We start from the raw sequence: 21,044 nt of genomic DNA on the forward strand, positions 1-21,044 counted from the left end.
ATTTTGGATTAGTTATTTTTGTTTTTTTATATTTAAAACTTACGTAGGTTGGGTTGAGGCACGTTCACGAAGTGGCGAAGCCATAACCCAACAAACTTCTGTAAATTAAATCCAACAAACTTCTGTAAATTAAATCCAACAAACTCCTGTAAATTAAATCCAACAAACTTCTGTAAATTAAATCCAACAAACTTCTGTAAATGTTGGGTTTCACTTCGTTCTACCCAACCTACAATTTTTATTTTTGCTGATGAATGTGTTCTGATAAAATATTGTCGGCGATAGGTTTATAAAGGAGATGAAATAAACTTTCCATGTAACGATCTCTAGCTTCGTTATCTTCGGGATAAACGAAGTTCCAAAAACTAAACATTTTGGCTAATAACAAGAGTTGATTTGTGTGGGAATTCCAGTTATATTTATGGCGAATGCGCTCAATCATCCATTGAGAATTTTCTAGCCAATATTCTGGATAATTATGGCATTTTTCTAAGAAGTTAGTAATTGTTTTGGCTGTTCCTTCCAGGTCTGTGGGATTGAGATTAAATCCTTTATTGTGATTTTCAATAATTTCTAATGAACCACCAAATTGAGTTGTAAAAGTTGGTAATCCAGAAATCATTGCTTCTAAAACACTTCTGCTAAAGGATTCATAAAGGGCAAAGTGAATATAAATTCCTTGAAAATCGGCAATTACACGATAGGTTTCCGCGATATCGCTCAAAGGAAGACGCATTCCTAACCAGCGAATTTTATGGTGAAGATGATATTGATTAATAATCGCGTGAATTTTTTCTATTTCTTGAATTTCTTCGGAGTTTGTACCTGAGTCTGGATGCAGTTTACTGGTTAATAAAATTAGGTTACATTGTTCTTGTAATTCTTGACTTTTACCGAAACATTCCACTAAACCTGTGAGGTTTTTAATTGAGGTAGTAGGACTAACAGAAAAAATTGGTTTTTTATGGGGATGTTCTAATTTACCGAGAATTTGTGGGTGTTCTGCCTGAAAAATCAGATTTTGGATATGTTGACGACGGTGGGATTCTCTATTGGTTGTTTCGTTGTAGGGAAAAAATATATTTTCACTAACTCCTGGGGGAACCATGTTGAATTTAGGACTAAATAAATCAATGCCATCAATTACATGATATAAGTTAGGCATGGTGAAACATTTATAAGATTCATATTGTCCCATTGTATCTGGTGTACCGACAATCTCCTGATAGGATGATGTGATGATAAAATCTGCGGCATTCATGCTGATTAAATCAGCGGTGAATTGGGCAGAAAAATGATATTGTGATTCTAAATCTTGCCAATATAAGTTACTAAATAGAAACTTAGGTTTCTCTAGGGAATGGGCAATATTACATTGGGTAACTTTCATTTTTCGGGAGAGAATAAAAGCGACTAAGTTACCATCACTGTAATTACCAATAATTAGATTTGGCTTGCCTTGAAATTGTTTTAAAAGTTCTGTTTCGGCAGCCAGGGCAAATTTTTCTAAGTAAGGCCAAATTTCAAATTTAGAAATCCAGTTGTTGGTAATTTCTGGTTGAGATTCTACAAAAGGAACGCGCAAAATCCAAGCATTTTCTGTACCATCAACTTTTTCTAATGGTAAGTTACAAAATGTGCCTTCGCAATTGGGAATGAGTCGGGTTAATATAATGATATGGGGTTTAATTCCTAATGTATCTAAACCTGCAAGTTCAATTTCTGCTCGCATTTTATTTTCTAAACTGCGGGCTTGTTCTAAAACATAAATAACCTGTCCTAATGTTTCATCTCTTCCTAAAACATCTTCTTGTGCAACCCAACCATGTATGGAAATAAGGACGACGCGGAAAACTGCACAAATGCGAGAAACAAAGGTTTCTAAAATAGCAGCTTCGGGATTATCCATGAGTTTTTCGAGAAGTTCTAAGGTTTCTCTAACTCTGGCTGCATTGTTACCCCAACCTGGTTCTAAACCGAGTGATTGGAAATGAAAACCAAATTTTATGTATGGTGTATCGGGGGATAAATGACTAACAAATTCTAAAGCTAGTTTGATTTGTTTGGTTAGTTGTAATCCTGAATGAATGTGATTACTAATTAATAGGCTGATGCCATTATATTCTAATCTTTGTAGTGATTGAAATAATGCGTCAATCCAATATTCAGGATCTGTCAATGATTGATTACAAAAATAATGATTGAGAACTGTTAAACCTTGTCCGATATTTCGAGAATCACTAATTTTTGGTGCTGCTGGGTAAAAGGGATGAAGATCAATTTCTAAAATGTGGGGTTGGTAACGGTTGACTAAGCGATCGCTCACATCTAATAATGCTTTGGGTGTCATTAAGTCAAACTTGGTCAAATCAGCGGTTAATAACCATACTTCTTGACTCGCAATTTTTGGTCTAAGGACAAACCAAGTATTTCCACTATCTAGAATTATTTCATGGGTATACTGAATAAATGTTCCTAGTGAGGAAGAGTGATAAAAATAAGCAGGTTTTTGGAATTGGCGACAATAATCTGCAAAGGCTTGTAAAATCTCGTTTCTTAGAAAGTAACGTTTATGATTATTACCCAATCCTAAGATAAACTCACCTAAAGCATTTTTTTCATCACTGTTAACAATAGTTTGCACTAATTTATACATTTTACATTACCAAACTCTAGCGAAAGTCAGAATTATTGATATGCTGTGCCAAGTTAATCGTAAATAAGTTACTCAATCATTTACTTCTAACTAAAGGATGAACCCTAACATCATCTTATAGATAGAGAAATATCTATTCGCTACAGCATAGTTCTGAAGTATATTAATTACCATTTTGTAAATCTTACTTGTGACACTTCTTTAATAGTCTATTAAAATAAGAATAAAATATTACATATATAAATATTACTCAATTCAGCAAAACCTGAATACTCATATCCTCAACGAATTTTGTAGGTTGAGTATGTCGTGATGAGGTGTAATTAATTTAGCCAAAAAATTGAAAATGAATTTGTGACCTTATGCCAGATTTAATTTTGTAAATATCCCTTGTGCCACTATTTGAATAGTCATACACGCTAAATCAATTTTGATTTAATGCTTTGTAAATACTGCTTGTGACAGTATTCAGATAGTCATGCAACACTGAAGTACATTTTACCTACAGTTTTGTAAATACCCCTTGTGACAGTATTTAAATAGTCATTTAATTCGTAATTTGTAACCGATATTTTCTGTAGTATTTATATAAACAAAGTGCCAATTTGGCTCACTAGTTACGGGAAACATAGTATTCTGCATATAATAGTGTCACAAGGAGTATTTACAAAATCATGGACAGGAAAGATCTCAATGTTGTATGACTATTTAAATAGTGTCATAATACGAATATCTGTATTTCCTATTTTTTACCAAACAATCAACCTGGGCATACAATGCTAGAAATTTACCTGTATTTTTACTAACACAAGAGTAATGTGTCTAGTAATTTTTTCAATTTATACACTCAAAAATTGCAGGATTTAATCTATTTAGATTACAAATCGCTAATGAGATATCACTAATTGAATGTATACCACTACTTACTAAACCTCACAGAAAATTAATAAAATTCTCTTATAACCACAAATAATATTGATATTTAATCGGTAAGTTATCGCTATACTCGAATTTAGATATCGAAGTTATTCACCAAGAGAATTACATCCTGTGCATATCATCTGTATATATTGCTGTGATTGCACAAATATCCCCTTGATTTCTCCCTATTATTCGGAATTTAGGAGATCAAAAGTCAGGACTTAAAAGGCTTGTCAAATCAGGAGTAGAATTCCTAAACTTGACGATAAAAGTCTGATTCGTTTGGACTAAAAAGATTGTCTGTTCTGAATATTTAAAACCTATTAACTTTCAATCCTACAAGATTATATCAGGGTTAGTTATGAACTATCAAGCTTCTTCTGCTCAGAACGATTTTCATAGTGCCATCACTCCCGAACAGTTCAATCATATCATTGAAGCTATTGCTGATGGACGGTATTCTTGGGCTTGTGTGTTGATTTTACGTTGTATTGATTATAATCCAATTCACTATATCCCTCAACGGACTTACAGCCGATTAATTAAAGAAAACCGTCAAGGTTCTGGAACAGCTAATAAACCAAAAGCAGATATTTGAGTCTTTTGTGAATAGTCATATTTACAAAGATTCATGTCAATTACTAAGCCAAAAGGTAGAGTAACTCAGCAGAAAGTTATTCCCTAAAACTAATAATTTGGGATTTTGTTCCTATCTAGCCCCATGCTACATTTAGTATGGGGAGGTTTCTTCACGAACTATCCTATAATTATTAGACATCTCCAAAAAAGTAGAGACGTTCCATGGAACGTCTCTACAGGGTTTTCAGGTCAAGTATCTTTAATTTTTGGAGATGTCTATTGAATAATTTACAGCAGATTGCAGATTAATGAGGTAGAGGATTTAAGTTCAAAGCCAGACAGCAAGCTACAGCAAATTGTCATCAAACCCGGAACAAGAACCCCAACCCCCTCCAGTATCAAAAGCTTATCCTTTTCTTCCCCCCGCTGCGGGGGGATTTAGGGGGGTGCGATGAGGGGGCTAAGATGTACCTTATATGATTGGAAATCGCTGTAGTTTTACTTCTGAATCCTGACTGGGCGCAGGCCCTGCGCCCCTACCTCCTGACTGGATGTTTTGGTAGTTATTTAAGGTTAAGGAATATAAAATGAAAACCTTTGCAACTATAGATGGTAATGAAGCCGTGGCTAAAGTCGTTTACCAATTAAACGAAGTTATTGCCATTTACCCGATTACACCATCTTCACCGATGGCGGAATGGTCTGATACTTGGATGAGTGAGGGAAAACCGAACATTTGGGGAACTGTTCCTGCGGTGGTCCAGTTGCAGAGTGAAGGGGGGGTTGCGGGCGCTGTACATGGGGCTTTACAAACTGGTTCCCTGACAACAACCTTTACAGCATCTCAGGGGTTAATGTTGATGCTACCAAATATGTACAAAATTGCCGGTGAACTTACACCTACAGTATTTCATATTGCGGCGCGATCGCTTGCAGCCCAAGCTTTATCCATTTTCGGAGATCATAGTGATGTCATGGCCGCAAGAACCACAGGTTTTGCCATGTTATGCGCTGCTTCTGTGCAAGAAGCCCATGATTTTGCCCTAATTTCCACAAAAGTAACTTTATTATCTCGGATACCTTACTTACACTTTTTTGATGGTTTTCGCACTTCCCACGAAGTCAATAAAATAGAAATATTAACAACTGAAGACTTACAAAAATTTATTCCCATAGAGTTAGTAATTGCCCATCGTTCACGGGCTTTAACACCTGATCATCCGGTATTACGAGGAACAGCCCAAAACCCTGATGTTTATTTTCAAGCTAGGGAAACAGTAAACTCTTTTTATCTCGCTTGTCCAGATATTACTCAACAGGTAATGGATGAATTTGCCCAAAATATAGGCAGAAAATATCAACTATTTGAATATCATGGAAATCCAGCAGCAGAAAAAATAATTATTCTCATGGGTTCTGGTTGCGAAACAGTTCATGAAACCGTAGATTATCTCAATCAACAAGGTGAAAAAGTCGGAGTTATCAAAGTTAGATTATATCGTCCCTTTGATACCCAAAGATTTATTGATTCTCTTCCCCAAACTATTCGCAAAATTGCTGTTTTAGATAGAACAAAAGAACCAGGGGCAATTGGTGAACCTTTGTATGTAGACGTAGTTACAGCTTTGGCAGCAAACCAACTTCACAAAATTCAAGTTGTGGGGGGAAGATATGGTTTATCATCTAAAGAATTTACACCAGCAATGGTAAAAGCGGTATTTGATAACTTAGATTTGGCAACACCAAAAAATAATTTTACTGTCGGCATTAATGATGATGTTACCCATACCAGTTTAGCATATAATCCCGAATTTAATATTGAAGCTGACAATATAATTAGAGCAATTTTTTATGGTTTAGGTGCAGATGGTACAGTGGGGGCAAATAAAAACTCAATTAAAATTATTGGGGAAGAAACAGATAATTATGCCCAAGGTTATTTTGTTTACGATTCTAAAAAATCTGGTTCTGTTACAGTCTCTCATTTGCGCTTTGGTAATCAACCAATTCATTCTACCTATTTAATTACTAAAGCTAACTTTATCGCTTGTCACCAATGGGATTTTATAGAAAAATTCCCGATATTAAAAGATATTATTCCTGGTGGGACATTCTTATTAAATTCACATTATAGCAAAGATGAAGTTTGGGATAAATTACCCACCACCATGCAAACAGAGATAATTAACAAAAATCTCAAATTCTATGTCATTAATGCCTATAAAGTCGCCCGTGAAGCGGGAATGGGTGGACATATTAATACAGTTATGCAGGTTTGTTTCTTTGCTGTTTCTGGTATTTTACCAAGGGAAGAAGCTATAGATCAAATTAAAAAATCTATTCGTAAAACCTACGGTAAAAAAGGTGAAGAACTTGTACAAATGAATATCCAAGCAGTTGATAAAACCTTGGAAAATCTCTATAAAATTACAGCTAAAGAACTGTCACCTGTCACCTGTCACCTGTCACCTATTCTCAATAATGCCCCTGCATTTGTCCGCAATGTATTAGGGAAAATGATAGTTCGTGAAGGTGATGATTTACCTGTAAGTGCATTACCTGTAGATGGTACATATCCCACAGGAACATCCAAATGGGAAAAACGCAATATTGCTGAAGAAATTCCGGTGTGGGATGCTGACGTTTGTATTCAATGTGGTAAATGTGTGATGGTGTGTCCCCATAGTGTCATTCGCGCTAAAGTATATGCACCAGAAGAGTTAGAAAATGCCCCAACAACTTTTAAAAGTGCAAATGCAAAAGAACATGATTGGCATGATTTAAAGTTTACCATTCAAGTAGCAGCAGAAGATTGTACAGGTTGCGGTATTTGTGTTGATGTTTGTCCCGCAAAAAATAAAGCCGAACCGCGCAAAAAAGCTATTAATATGGCAGCGCAAAAACCATTGCGAGAACAAGAACGAGAAAACTGGGATTTCTTCTTAAATCTTCCTAACCCAGATAGACGGAATTTAAAGTTAAATCATATTAATCAACAACAGATGCAAGAACCATTATTTGAGTTTTCTGGTGCTTGTGCTGGATGTGGAGAAACACCTTATATTAAACTTGTAACACAATTATTTGGCGATCGCATGATTGTCGCTAACGCCACCGGTTGTTCATCTATCTATGGTGGTAACTTACCCACCACACCTTGGACAAAAAACGCCGCAGGTAGGGGTCCAGCATGGTCTAACAGTCTATTTGAAGATAACGCCGAATTTGGCTTAGGTTTCCGGGTTTCCATAGACAAACAAGCCGAATTTGCCGCTTATTTACTCCAACAACTTGCACCCCATATAGGTGAAACCTTAGTCTCAGAAATCCTCAACGCTGAACAAAAAGACGAATCGGATATTTACTCTCAACGAGAACGAGTTTCCATTCTTAAAAGAAAATTAGAAGAAATTATCACCGCAGATGAACACAGATTAACGCAGATGAAAGAAGATTCTATCAGCGTTTATCAGCGTTTATCAGCGTTTAAAAATCTTCAATCCCTCGCTGATTATTTAGTCAAAAAAAGTGTTTGGATCATTGGTGGTGACGGTTGGGCCTATGATATTGGTTACGGTGGATTAGATCATGTCATTGCTAGTGGACGCAACGTCAATATTCTCGTCTTAGACACAGAAGTTTACTCTAATACTGGCGGTCAAATGTCCAAATCTACCCCTAAAGGTGCAGTAGCAAAATTCGCCGCCGGTGGTAAACCCGCAACTAAAAAAGACTTAGGTTTAATCGCTATGACCTACGGTAACGTTTATGTTGCTAGTGTAGCAATGGGCGCAAAAGATGAACAAACCCTGAAAACTTTCTTAGAAGCCGAAGCTTACGAAGGTCCATCCTTAATCATTGCCTACAGTCATTGTATTGCTCACGGTATCAACATGAGTACAGCCATGCAAAACCAAAAAGCCGCTGTAGACTCTGGACGCTGGTTATTATATCGCTATCACCCCCACCGCATTAAACAGGGAGAAAACCCCCTACAACTCGATTCTCGCACCCCTCGCATACCAATAGAAAATTCCATGTACATGGAAAACCGTTTTAAAATGTTAACCAAAATTAACCCAGAAACAGCAAAAGAACTCCTCAGAGAAGCCCAACTCGATGTTAACACCCGTTGGCAAATGTACCAATATTTAGCCGCCAGAAAATTACAATAAAGCTAAATTACGAGTCATACCATTTCTTTGTAAAAATGCGCCAAATTTTTTGAGATTTTCTGTCTCTGTGTCCTCTGTGCCTCTGTGGTTCATTTATCTGAATTGAATTAATATCAGGAGTCAGGAGACAGAAAGAAAAAATTACCCATTACCAAATTTATGAACTTAACTACCACGTATTTAGGTTTAGAATTAAAATCCCCTCTAGTTCCCTCCGCGTCTCCACTTTCCGAAGACATTGATAATATTAAGCTAATGGAAGATGCAGGTGCAGGTGCTGTTGTTATGCACTCACTATTTGAAGAACAATTAAACTTAGAAAAATCTGCACTTCATCATCATTTAAGCTATGGTACAGAAAGTTTTGCAGAAGCTTTAACTTATTTCCCAAATATCGCTAATTTCCGAGTCGGACCAGAAGAATATTTAGACCATATTCGCAAAGCCAAGGAAAAGGTAGATATTCCGATTATTGCTAGTTTGAATGGTTCTTCAGTCGGTGGTTGGACTAAATATGGTAAACTGATGCAAGAAGCAGGAGCATCAGCACTAGAATTAAATATTTACTATGTTCCCACTAACCCAGATTTAAGTAGTCATGATATCGAGCAAAATTATCTTGATATTCTCACATCTGTTAAAGCCGCCGTCACTATTCCTGTAGCCGTAAAACTGAGTCCTTACTTTACTAATACTGCAAATATTGCCAAACGTTTAGATCATGCCGGGGCTGATGGATTAGTATTATTTAATCGGTTTTATCAACCAGATATTAACTTAGAAAATTTAGAAGTCGAACCTCATGTACTTTTAAGTACCCCCCAAGCCATGCGTTTACCTCTGCGCTGGATAGCTATTCTCTATGGTCATATTCAGGGTAGTTTGGCTGCAACTAGCGGTATTCACAATGCCCATGATGTGATCAAAATGTTGATGGTGGGAGCAAATATAACTATGCTTTGTTCTGTATTATTACGAGAGGGAATTAACCATATTCAGTGTTTAGAAAAAGACCTACTGGAATGGATGAAAACCCATGAATATGAATCTGTAAAGCAAATGCAAGGTACTATGAGCCAGTTAAAATGTCCTAATCCTAGTGCTTTTGAACGCGCTCAATATATGAAAGCTTTGCAAACCTATAACCCGGATTCGGGTAGAGTTTATACACCATCTTAGTCCTGACTCCTGACTGGGCGCAGGCTCTGCGCCCCTACCTCCTGACTTATGAAAAAACGTATCGGTATTCTTACAAGTGGTGGTGATTGTCCTGGTCTAAATTGTGTGATTCGCGCGGCTGTGAGTCATGCCACAAGGACTTATGATTGGCAGGTAGTGGGTATCCCTTACGCCACCCAAGGGTTGCTAGAACGGAAAACAGTGCCGTTAAGTATACATGGTTGGGACTTACGCGGAATTGACCCTTTGCTAAATATGGGGGGAACGGTTTTAGGTAGTATTAATAAAGGGGATACTTTAGCTCATGCTGATGAAATATTAGCCGGCTATAAGGCGATCGCTTTAGATGCTTTAATTATTGTGGGTGGAGATGGTAGTTTAGATATTATTCATCAACTATCAGTTTTAGGTAATTGGAACTTAATTGCTATCCCCAAAACCATTGATCATGATGTCGCCTTTACAGAACGTGCAATCGGCTTTGATACGGCAGTTAATACCATTGTTGATGCCATTAACCGGCTCATATTTACCGCTGCTAGTCATGACCGGGTAATGATTATCGAAGTTATGGGACGCAACGCGGGACACTTGGCTTTACACTCAGGAATTGCCGGCGGTGCTGATGTGATTTTAATTCCCGAAGTCCCCTATACTATTAAGGGAATATGTAATCATCTGACCGAATTACGCGAACAGTGGCAAAAAAAATTCGCCATTATAGTTGTTGCTGAAGGTATATCTGTTTGTACAGAAGATGCCAATAATCCTTCTACTTGCACAACAGCTAAATGTGGTCAAGGTCAATATATTGCCGAAAAAATTGCCAATTGTAGTCATCACCTGATTGATACCAGAGTTTCTGTATTAGGACATATTCAGCGCGGTGGTATCCCCTCAGCTTTAGACCGTCTCACAGCCACCATGTTTGGTAAAGTTGCCATTGATTTAATTGCCCAAAATCAATATGATCAAATGTTAGCTTGGCAAAATGGAAAGGTTGTCACTTTCCCCATTCAAGCCGTGATAGATAATAATCCCTCTCTTGTTAATCCTCACGGTGATTTAGTCCAAACCGCTCGGTCTTTAGGTATATATATTGGTGAATGAGGTAATAGGTAATAGGTAATAGGTAATAGGTAATAGGTAATAGGTAATAGGTAATAGAAAGATAAATAATCTCCCCTACCCCCCCGACTCCCCCTACCCCCCCGACTCCCCCGACTCCCCCGACTCCCTCTACCCCCCCAACTCCCCCAACTCCCCCAACTCCCCCAACTCCCCCAACTCCCCCAACTCCCCCAACTCCCCCAACTCCCCCCACTCCCTCACCTATTACTCAACTTCAGCGAGCGCTTCTAAATGAAAGGCCACATTTTTCAGTGCCATTTCAATTTCGTTACTATAAGAAAGACTTCTCCACCTTGGTGTTGTGGCATAGTCTAAGGCATTTGTATCCAAGTATTCTGCAAAAATTACCAGTTTTTCGGGGTCTGTTGGGGCTGTTGCCAACTTTGCTAAAAATTCTTGAGGTGTCATAGATTTGCCAGGAAAGAATAAAAGTCTCATGAATCGGTCAATTCTATGAGCATAAGTGCTACGATTCCCAAAAATCTGTTCAAAATACTCAAATATTGGTAATTGATAATTGGGTAATTTTATTCTTCTTTCTTCTTTCTTCCTTCTTCCTGACTCCTGACTCCTGACTCCTTGAGGACATAACTCAATGTTTCCAGTAATTCTTGATTAGTGTAGGGTTTTAATAAAATCGCAGGAACTTGATTTTCATTACTTGATTCCAGCATATTTTGGATATTGCGTCCACTACAAGCAATTATTTTGACTTGAGGATTGATTTTTTTCAAATTGGAGATAGCAGAACTTCCATCCATTTCTGGCATCATCATATCCATCAACACTGCTCTAATTTGCTGTTTGTACCGGGCATAAATAGCGATCGCCTCCATCCCATTTTTAGCAGTAATAGTTTGATAATTGTAACTTTCTAAAATATTTTTCGTAACTTCCAGCACTTGGGGTTCATCATCTACCACCAAAATTAACTCTCGTCGTCCTGGATACGTTTCCCGGTAATCCGGTTCTAAAGGGATAACTTCCTGATTTACCGATGGTAAAAATACTTTAAATTTACTACCTTTCCCCACTTCACTATCAACATTAATAAAACCTTTGTGACTTTTAATCGTTCCTAGTGATGTTGATAGTCCTAATCCTGTTCCTTTGCCAATATCCTTAGTAGTAAAAAATGGCTCAAATATTCTTTCTAATATTTCCGGTGGCATCCCCGTCCCCGTATCTTCCACGGTAATTACAATATAATTTCCCACACAAGCGTAATGATTTATGCGTCTAATCTCTTCACTAATATACAAATTTTCCGCAGAAATAGACAGATTGCCACCATTAGGCATAGCATGACCAGCATTAATCATCAAGTTAATTAATACCTGTTCCAGTTCATTCTTATCCCCAGATACCGTCCATAATTTTGGCGGGAGATCGGTTAAAAATCTGATAGATTGAGGAAAAGAAAATGTTTCCTTAGCCATCTGAATAGTATCCCTAATCAAATCACCAATCTGAATAATTGTATATTGAATCTCTACTCCCTTAGCAAAAGATAAAAGTTGTCTTACCAAAGCTGCCCCTTTTTTAGCATTATTTTCAATAGTTATTAGCATTGGCAAACAATTATCTTTATCTAAGGAAGATTTACTTCTAAGTAATTGAGCATATCCTAAAATCGGTGTTAAATGATTATTGATATTGTGAGCAATCCCACCTGCTAAAGTCCCAATACTTTCCATTCTTTTAGCATGAATTTCCATCTGTTGAGCGCGGGAAAACTGATCTTCTAGTCTTTTCCTTTCAGTAATATCAGTATCTACCGTGAGAATAGATTTAGGTTGTCCATCACCATCTAACATCAATGTCCAACGGCTTTGAACAATAATTAGTTGATTCGATTGTGTACGTTTGCGTAATTCACCTTGCCAACTGCCCAATCTCACTACAGTTTTCAGAGGAATGATCTCTTGCTCATGGGAAGTTGAATCATAAAAAATATCCTTGGGATTCTTGTCTAAAATCTCCTGACGTTTCCACCCATATATCTTCTCTGCACCCTGATTCCAAAAAAGAATTTGGGCTTGAAAATCACGGACAAAAATTGCATCATTTGCAATATCTAAAAGGGCAGCTTGTTCATAGAGTTGCTGTTCAGTTGCCTTCCGTTCAGAAATATCTCTAGTAGTACCAATCATCCGAATCGGTTCACCATTTTCATTACAGTAAACTTTTCCTCTAGAACTCAACCAATTTAGACTACCATCACTAGCAACGATTCGATACTCACAGACAAAATCAACTTTTTTCTCAATAGAAGCACTCACACATTTTTGAAACTGCTCACGGTCTTCAGGATAGATTAACTTGAGAAAGTCTTCACAATCAGGAGATAAAATATTAATAGGTAAACCATACATTAAACCCAAATTAACAGACCAGAGAGTTTTATTAATTTGGATATGCCAGTCCCAGATGCCAATTTTACCCGCTTCCAGCGCCAATGTAAGTCGGGCTTCACTTTCTTGTAAAGACTTTTGAATCTGTTCTCGTTCCACGATTTCCTGTTGCAATCGCTCATTAGCAATCACTAATTCTGCCATGCGCTCTTTTACTCTGGTTTCCAAGACATCGCTATTTTGACGGAGGGCTGCTTCTAATTTTTTGCGTTCACGCAGTGCAGCTTGCTGTTCGCTAATATCAGTTATTGACCACAATAACCCGGTTCTTTTACCTTCACTATCAGATATAGGATTTACTCTGACACTAGCAGAAAATAGCGAACCTTGGCGAGGCTGGAAATCTATTTCCCATTCCTGTAAATGCTGTATTTTTTTTAACTGGGCTACAAACTGAAAGCGGTGTTTTTCAACAACAAACACCAGTAATGGCTTGCCAATCAGATGATTTTGACCTACAGATAATAAGGATGCTGCTGCATAATTAGCTTGCTGAATTATACCTAAACTATCAGTTACTAAATAACCATTAGGTGCAAATTCAAATAGATTTTGATAACGCTGTCGTTCTGCTTCAGTAATTTCACGGGAATAGATCAATTGTTCATTTTGTTGCCGCAGTTCTTCTTCTGCAATTTGCAGTTCTTCTAAAGTTTCCTGAAGTTGCAGATTAATTTCTACACTATCAGCAACCTCTTCTTTCACCCATTGTTGTAAATAATTATAAGTTTGCCAGCGAATTACTTCTAATTGTTGATTAATTGCTGTGTGTTTTGTATGAGAATCTCCAAGATTTTCCTGTAATGCCTCAATCACACCCACTATTTTTTCTATATTTAAGCTTTGTAGTAAGTCTTTTTCATGGACAATACCAATTAAATTGTCTTCGTCATCTACTATAGGTAACTGTTGAATACCATGCTGCTGTAAAAGTGCCAACACGGTCAAAATATGCTCAGAATCTGATTCTTTGAGGGTAATTGGTGACTGATTCATCACATCCGCCATTTTCACTGCTGATAGGTTAGTATTTGAGGCAACTACCTTCAGTACATCATTAATCGTCAAAATTCCTTGTAATTTCTTGCCCTCTACTACCAAAACATAGTCTTTTGCTTCTGGTGTTAAATGACTAACTGCAACCTGATTCATCAATTTAATAGCATCCATTACATAACCATCATGACCAATAGTTACAGGAGAATAATCAATAATTTGATGTAAACTAGGTAAATCAATTAACTTTTCATTCAGTCCATCAACCAATGGGTTTAATGGTTTGGTCTGATCAATAGATAGTTCTGTAACTAATTTCATGTCAATGAAGTTATGGTAACAAGGGGTTAAATCTTGATCGTCTGATCAAATTGTATACTTCTTTTCGCTCGCAATGACTTCTCTTTGTTTGCAATGAATGAAGTGAGATGAAGTGATTGTCAGGGTTGCGATCGCTTCCCTTCGCTTGCAATGACTTCTCTTCGTTTGCAATGAATGAAGTGAGATGAAGTGATTGTCAGGGTTGCGATCGCTTCTCTTCGCTTGCAATGACTTCTCTTCGCTCGCAATTACTCCTAATTCCTGTTCTAATTTAATCACTTGTGTTATCACAGATAAAAATAACTCACGCTGTATAATTAACCCATCTTCTCAATCAATACCTTAACCATTTTCTGTAGGTTGGGTTAAGCTAAAGCGTAAACTAACGCATTTTTTAAGTTTTATGCTATGGCTGGGCAACGCTAAGGCGAATAACTTAACCTACAAATCAAGGCTTTTTCCAATTTGGACAAAGCATTACTCAATCAAATAATATTTTGATTATTGGCGAGTAGTTCATTTATATTAGCTAAATCAGAGATATATGTGGCAACAACAACAAAAAAATCGTGTAATTATCAAACTGGCCTTATTAATGGCTATAGTTACCAGTCCAATGGTAGCAAATTTCTTAATTTCCCTACCCATCCAAGCAGAATCCACAAGTGAGACTCCAGATTTTCCCCTACCAGAAAAAGTAGAAAATGGGACTGTAGTTAAAGTTGATAGTTCTCGTAACTCCCTGCTTGTCAACCAACGCTTAAAAGAAAACTTTGAAACCCAGTTTTCGGGAACTAAAGTAGAAATTGCCATCAATGGCAATGAAGATGCCGTAAAAGCAGTTTTAGATGGTAAAGCTGATGTAGCATCCCTTGGTCGCAAACTCACTCCAGAAGAAAAAGCACAAGGTCTAAAACAGGTGCTAGTGCGTCAAGAAAAAATTGCCATCATTGTTGGTATGAATAATCCCTTCTATGATGGCTTGACTACTGAGCAATTTGCCAAGATTTTTCGAGGAGAAATTACAGATTGGTCAGAATTGGGAAATGCTAAGGGTAAGATTAGATTTATAGATCGTCCCTTTGATAGTGATACTCGTAATTCCTTTAGTGAATATTCAGTATTTAAGTCTGGACAAGTATTGACAGGTACTAATGCGGTGCAGGTTGCGAAAGACGACACACCTAACATTGTTAAAGAATTAAGTAATGATGGCATTAGCTATGTGTTAGCAAGTCAAATTGCTAAGTTACCAGATGTGCGGGTACTAAAAGTACAAGATTTTTTGCCAGATAATTCTAAATATCCTTTTTTCCAGTCTTTTGTTTACGCTTATAAAGAAAATCCCAGTCCTAAAGTTAGAGATTTTCTAGGTTTTGTTTTAGCCAAGCCAGGAGAAGAGTCTATAAAAGCGGCTAAAGAAGCAGAAGCAATTGCTATTGCAGCCATATCCATACAAACTATGTCTCTGCCTGTGGCTAATATCTCTACCACGACCCCTTCAGAAATACCTACAGCCACAGTAACTCCTTCCGTTTCTCAAAGTCCATCTCTAGTAACACCAACGCCTGAAAAATTAGTTATACCCGAACCTCAAGACGCTGGAAAGGAAATACAGTTGATACACCTCTTTGATAATCCCTCCATGATTACCAAAAATATGAGGTTTTTATTACTAATGCCTTTATTACTAATTGCGGGATTCAGTAGCTTTTTGCCATTGTGGTTGAGAAGAAGAAAGCGAACTGCCAGCAGCAGTGCTTCGCTACCGATTGAAAAAGCGCAGGCATCCTCAAATCAAGAAAGTGATTCTCTTCCAGAGGCAATGTTTACTCTGTCAGATTCAGAAGCATTTGCATCAATATTAAATGGTAATGGTAATGGTGCAAATTACTACAAAGATAATGATAACCAGGAAATAACGTCAGTGAGTAATATAGCCACTATAGATGTACCACAGACAACTTATCCCAATAATCAAATTCAGGAAATGTCTGAAATTAATCTTGATCTCAACTATGATGAAGTGGCTTGGGAGACAGAAGACCCTGTTATTGTCGTTAATAGTTACTTTCCACAAATCCCGAATATTCACCACCAGCCAATTAATGCAGATATTTCCAGGAATGAAGTCAGTAATATTCCATTAGAAGCACCAGAAACGCCTGTAATTAAATCTAATCAAAAGATTACATCCTTATCAGAATTACTTGGTATTACCTCCACACCAGTTAAGTCAGATAAGAGCATAACAGAAGTTCTCAACCTAACCCAAGCACCTCAACCAGTCAGCCAATCACCACAAACTCAAGATTCATTATCTGATTTACCATTCGAGTTAGGGGAGGCTTTAAACGCCATTACTAGTGAAATTACCTTCAATACCCCGGAAATAGAAGAAGAGATATATCCTACTCCCTTGCCTCTTCCAGCTACAAATGAAGCTATAGCAATGGAATTAGATGCTGAGATAGAAGCTTGGACTAATATTAATCCCATCAATGCGACTGGAAATACTAGAATTATTTTCACACCCCGCACTCCCAAATGGGCTTACCTATCTTGGTATATTTCTGAAGATCATCAACAAGCATTACACAATCAAGGATTTACCATGTTGGCTATCCGGGTCTATGATGTTACCAATCTTGATCTGAGCTATCAGCGTCCTCAGTTCGATGCACAATACGAATGTGAAACCGCAATCAATGATCGTTATGTACCTATTTCCAAAGGTGAACGGGACTACATGACAGAAATCGGTTATGTGAATCGTGATAATCAGTGGTTGTGTTTAGCGCGTTCTGGAACAGTTCGTATTTTTAGTCGTCCCAGTACAGATTTCTGGGTTATCGTTGATACAGAATTGGTTCTTCATGGTGCTACAGAAGCAGGTGCAAATGTCACTATTGATGGTCAAAAAGTCAAGGTCAATCCTGATGGTACATTTAAGTTAACTGTCCCCTTTGTGGATAATTCAGTTGACTATCATATAACGGCTACTTCTGCTAATAGAGAATATAGGAAAACTATTGATCAGAAGTTTTTCCAAGAACAAAAAGAGGGTTAGAATGTAGCGACTGTCTTGATTGTCAAGCGATCGTTAAGGAAAAATTTAAAGTCTAGGAAAAAAGTCAGAAAATAGAGGAGAAAAACAGAACAGAACAAAACAGGTAAATTATAGATTGCCATAAATTACCAAACTAGATTGGAGGTATAAAAACGACAGTAGAACTTTATGCAGAAATTGGTTGTGAGTCTTGAGAAATAGACCAAGGAAGATGATCTCGAATCATCGCATTTAAAATAACTAACATTTTATGAACGCAAGCAGTAATGGCCAATTTTTTGGGTTTACCACGTTCAACCAAGCGCTCATAAAAAGTTTTGATAACAGGATTATGACGCATGGCAACAACAGCACCCATATAAAGAATGGCACGAACATGGGCGCGACCACCATTAATCATGCGCTTACCTTTGTGCTGACCACTATCATGATTAATTGGTGCAACACCAACTAAGCGAGAGATTTGTTTGGCAGTTAATTGACCTAATTCTGGTAAGTCAGAAACTAAAGTGGTAGAAATTACTTGACCAACGCCAGGAGTAGTTTTGAGTAGATTGACTTTATCAATCCATTGTTGATTATTTTGGGTCAACGTCTCAATTTCTTGATTGAGTTGTTGAAGATGTTGCTCAAGATAATCAATATGGGATTCAATATCTGTCAAAGCTTTACCACGAGCGCGGTCACGGCGATTCTTTTCCGCTGTAGACATTTCTACTAATTGTCTTCGGCGACTAATTAATTCGCCTAATTGACGTGACATTTCACTTTCGATTGCTAACACCTCCGGTTTCATTGCTTCACCGAAATGCGCCAAAATCTGTGCATCAATGGCATCGGTTTTGGCTAACTTACCTGTAGCTTTAGCAAAGTCTCTTCCCTGACGAGGATTGATTAATGCTACTGGTAAAAGAGCCGCTTGCAATTGAATGATTAATTCTGTTTCTAGTCCTCCTGTTGCTTCCAGTACGATTAGGTTTAAATCGTTAGATTGAAGTTGCTTAACTAGATTAGCTATTTCTGTTTCAGTATTAGCAAATTGAAATGCTTTACCCATTGGACGGATATAAACATCAAGTGTTGCTTTACTTACGTCAATGCCTACCCATTGGGAGATATAATCCATTTTTAACTCTCCAATTTCAATTACTTCTTTTTAATTTGTTTTGTTTTTATTCATCCCCTTGATTTCACTCATCCTTGCACGATACGGGCTATATTATCTATGTCTTTGTTCATAGTTTTTACCCCAGGCGACTGTTCGAGTTCTGTCATGGAGATTGTTGTGGTGATCCTTGCTACAAAGCGGTCTTTTCTGACCCAGGTTGGGACGGTCTACCACTTCTTCTAACATACCTCTAAGATACAAGGTTGGGTTGTGGAACGTGAACGTTCGCGGAGCAATGGCTTTGCGAAACCCAACAAAACCCTATAATTTATTACCTCTGCACACTCAGATTCTGGATACAGAAACTTTGTAAATCCCTTGTGTCCTGGTTGTCCCCCTCTCTTTTTCCCACTATTTTTCTTGATTGGTTTCTTTTCTGCATTGAGTGGGTCTCCACCCTGTTCCTTTGTCATAACGACAATTTTTAACGCCAACCTACTTGATATAACGCTGTGATAATTGCCGCATACTTTCAACATTTATGCAAAATGGCGTGCCACTGTGTAGCCATATTCATCTGAGTAAAAAGTGAGTCTTGCCACTACTCCCGTAATTGTTTCTTGGGGAACAATACTATTGCCAAAGCCCTGAAACCCTATTGATATCGTCAAGATTTTATTGGGTTTCAGACATATTTTAGAAAATTGGCAATAGTATTGGGGGAACAGAAGCATTAATTTGTTAGGAAGTCGGATTTTTAAAGTGGACATTGTTCGCTAAAATATAAATATAGAATTAAGAGATTTTGGTAATGTCATTAGTGATTGCAGATGAATTTTTAGACGCTTCCCAGTTAACCCCTACGGAATTTTTACAAGATATTGCATTACATTACATTTATTTGAGTCGGGGCGATTAACTTGTGATTATGCAGCTAAAATGGCACAAATGGAGTTAAATGCTTTTCGAGATTTACTGAAAGCACGTAAAATACCTTTGTATCATTATGATTTGGAGGATTTTAAGATTGATTTACAGAATTTACAGGAGTTGGGAAGATTGTGATCATTAGCGATACTTCTGTGATTACTAATTTAATTAGTACTGAACATATTTTTCTGTTGCAGGCACTTTATGAAAGGGTGATTATTCCTCAAGCAGTTTATGAAGAATTATCCAGGTGTCATCCTCTATTTTTAAGCGAAATACAAGCAGAAAAATCTCCTTTATTGGAGGTTAAGACTGTGAAAGATAAAAATAAAGTATATGAATTAAAACAACAAGCTAAGTTAGATAATGGGGAGTCAGAGGCTATTATTTTAGCATTGGAGTTAAAGACTGATTTATTGTTAATTGATGAACGCAGGGGAAGGGCTGAGAACGGTTAGGAATTAGAATTACGGGGTCATTGGGGGTTTTATTAGAAGGGAAAAAGAAGGGTTTTATTGTGGCTGTTAAGCCTTTGATGGATAAGTTGATTGAAAATTCTAATTTTTGGATTTCTCCGCTTTTATATGACAAGATTTTACTTTTAGGACAGGAAAAGGAAGGAAAATAATGCCATTTTTGGTGATTTAATGTTTCTCCTCTGCCTTTTTTTACTCAATATGTTTGTTTGTTTTTATTCTCACTTGAGTTTTTTCTCTCTGTAATTTCCTTCTGTGATAAGTTAAATTAACCCTAATTCATATTATTCAGGGTGCATTAGGAAAACCCAACACACCCATAATGACTAATTAGCAACTTCAGCCATTTCAATGACACGCCCTTCATAATCCTTAACTAAAAAATTCAAAGGCTTTTGGTTGCGAATTTTGAACTTTAAACCTCTGACTTCTACCCGCATTAAAATTAATTCTAGACAATCATGATCAAAGCAAACATGACGATGCTGATCTTTTTTGCCTAAACTTGCACCAGTGATAATATGTAATTGAGTATTTTTCTTGAGTTGATACCATAGTCCGTCACTACCATTATTCATGGTGTTATTAGACCAACTGGGACCAGCGGACATATACAGCGGGTCAATACCTGTTGCCCCAATGGTTTGCTCGTAGTTGTAATAATAGTGCAAAGGGACTTCCGCTACAGGTAAATCTAGCAACCCTGCATACAACTGTCGGGCAACTTCTAAATCCGATACCATGACAGTATAAACTTTAGGGGCGCTGCTGAGAAACATCCACATAGCACCAGCGTAAGCTGCCAATAGCATAATCATAATCCCCTGGGTGGAGAACAGGCTATCCAAGGGCAGGGAGGGCAAGAAAGAGCCGAAAGTGAGTGGACTCAGCAGGAACATTATGGAACTAGCTTCTATAACCATGAACAAACACAATCACAATAAAGGAGACGCTTTGAGTATTGTCAGTTAAGACTAACATTAAGTCTTTGTTTCTAGTTTATCAATAGTCTCGCGGTCTGACTTTGCAAACTAACTGACTTTCCAATACAATACTGCTCGGTTAAGCCTGAAAAGTCATTATAAGTA

Annotated in this window: 14 protein-coding genes; 8 read left to right on the top strand and 6 right to left on the bottom strand. The window is 37.4% G+C overall.

Features of this window, described 5'->3' with window-relative positions; all coding sequences use genetic code 11:
- Nucleotides 1-238 precede the first annotated feature (238 nt).
- On the bottom strand, nt 239-2,656 hold the full coding sequence (locus NG743_RS15625; RefSeq protein WP_257120398.1) for a sucrose synthase: 2,418 nt from the start codon (nt 2,654-2,656) through the stop codon (nt 239-241).
- Between the two features lie 1,282 nt (nt 2,657-3,938).
- Between NG743_RS15625 and NG743_RS15630 the strand changes: the two genes are divergently transcribed.
- From NG743_RS15630 to NG743_RS15645, 4 genes are all read left to right on the top strand, one after another.
- Nucleotides 3,939-4,175 (top strand): HetP family heterocyst commitment protein, encoded by a 237-nt coding sequence (locus tag NG743_RS15630; RefSeq protein WP_035082631.1) that lies wholly within the window; start codon nt 3,939-3,941, stop codon nt 4,173-4,175.
- A 568-nt stretch (nt 4,176-4,743) separates the two neighbouring features.
- Nucleotides 4,744-8,331, top strand: coding sequence for a pyruvate:ferredoxin (flavodoxin) oxidoreductase (gene nifJ, locus NG743_RS15635; RefSeq protein ID WP_257120399.1), 3,588 nt, complete (start codon nt 4,744-4,746; stop codon nt 8,329-8,331).
- A gap of 159 nt (nt 8,332-8,490) precedes the next feature.
- Nucleotides 8,491-9,510, top strand: a complete 1,020-nt coding sequence (locus NG743_RS15640; RefSeq protein WP_027403640.1) for a dihydroorotate dehydrogenase-like protein — start codon at nt 8,491-8,493, stop codon at nt 9,508-9,510.
- 48 nt (nt 9,511-9,558) lie between these two features.
- Nucleotides 9,559-10,620: an ATP-dependent 6-phosphofructokinase gene (locus NG743_RS15645; RefSeq protein ID WP_257120401.1), complete on the top strand. Its 1,062-nt coding sequence runs from the start codon at nt 9,559-9,561 to the stop codon at nt 10,618-10,620.
- 225 nt (nt 10,621-10,845) lie between these two features.
- Here the strand turns inward: NG743_RS15645 and NG743_RS15650 are convergent, their stop codons facing one another.
- A complete protein-coding gene (locus tag NG743_RS15650; RefSeq protein ID WP_027403642.1) occupies nt 10,846-11,049 on the bottom strand; it encodes a hypothetical protein in 204 nt (67 codons plus the stop codon).
- A 119-nt stretch (nt 11,050-11,168) separates the two neighbouring features.
- Nucleotides 11,169-14,372: a PAS domain S-box protein gene (locus NG743_RS15655; protein ID WP_257120403.1), complete on the bottom strand. Its 3,204-nt coding sequence runs from the start codon at nt 14,370-14,372 to the stop codon at nt 11,169-11,171.
- Nucleotides 14,373-14,916: 544 nt separating this feature from the next.
- On the opposite strand from NG743_RS15655, the gene NG743_RS15660 reads away from it, so the two are divergent.
- On the top strand, nt 14,917-17,442 hold the full coding sequence (locus tag NG743_RS15660; protein ID WP_257120404.1) for a substrate-binding domain-containing protein: 2,526 nt from the start codon (nt 14,917-14,919) through the stop codon (nt 17,440-17,442).
- Between the two features lie 166 nt (nt 17,443-17,608).
- On the opposite strand, the gene NG743_RS15665 is transcribed toward NG743_RS15660, so the two are convergent.
- Together NG743_RS15665 and NG743_RS15670 are read right to left on the bottom strand one after the other, a co-directional pair.
- Entirely contained in the window at nt 17,609-18,568 is a 960-nt protein-coding gene (locus tag NG743_RS15665; RefSeq protein ID WP_193965010.1) for an IS110 family RNA-guided transposase, read from the bottom strand.
- A 521-nt stretch (nt 18,569-19,089) separates the two neighbouring features.
- Nucleotides 19,090-19,221 carry a hypothetical protein gene (locus NG743_RS15670; protein ID WP_255549955.1) on the bottom strand — a complete coding sequence of 44 codons (132 nt, stop codon included), beginning with the start codon at nt 19,219-19,221 and terminating at the stop codon, nt 19,090-19,092.
- A 268-nt stretch (nt 19,222-19,489) separates the two neighbouring features.
- Here NG743_RS15670 and NG743_RS15675 point away from each other — a divergent pair, with 268 nt between their 5' ends.
- Genes NG743_RS15675 through NG743_RS15685 form a run of 3 tightly spaced genes read left to right on the top strand, consistent with a single transcriptional unit; the run spans nt 19,490 to nt 20,108 of the window.
- Nucleotides 19,490-19,615, top strand: a complete 126-nt coding sequence (locus NG743_RS15675) for a UPF0175 family protein (protein WP_257120406.1) — start codon at nt 19,490-19,492, stop codon at nt 19,613-19,615.
- On the top strand, nt 19,612-19,938 hold the full coding sequence (locus NG743_RS15680) for a PIN domain-containing protein (protein WP_228043765.1): 327 nt from the start codon (nt 19,612-19,614) through the stop codon (nt 19,936-19,938). The genes NG743_RS15675 and NG743_RS15680 overlap by 4 nt, the downstream gene beginning before the upstream one ends.
- A 20-nt stretch (nt 19,939-19,958) precedes the next feature.
- Nucleotides 19,959-20,108 (top strand): DUF3368 domain-containing protein, encoded by a 150-nt coding sequence (locus NG743_RS15685; RefSeq protein ID WP_228043766.1) that lies wholly within the window; start codon nt 19,959-19,961, stop codon nt 20,106-20,108.
- 174 nt (nt 20,109-20,282) lie between these two features.
- Here the strand turns inward: NG743_RS15685 and NG743_RS15690 are convergent, their stop codons facing one another.
- Entirely contained in the window at nt 20,283-20,879 is a 597-nt protein-coding gene (locus NG743_RS15690; RefSeq protein ID WP_027403646.1) for a hypothetical protein, read from the bottom strand.
- Nucleotides 20,880-21,044: the final 165 nt, after the last annotated feature.

Origin of the sequence: Dolichospermum heterosporum TAC447, from assembly GCF_024584745.1 — a bacterium.
GTDB classification, from domain to species: Bacteria; Cyanobacteriota; Cyanobacteriia; order Cyanobacteriales; family Nostocaceae; genus Dolichospermum; species Dolichospermum heterosporum.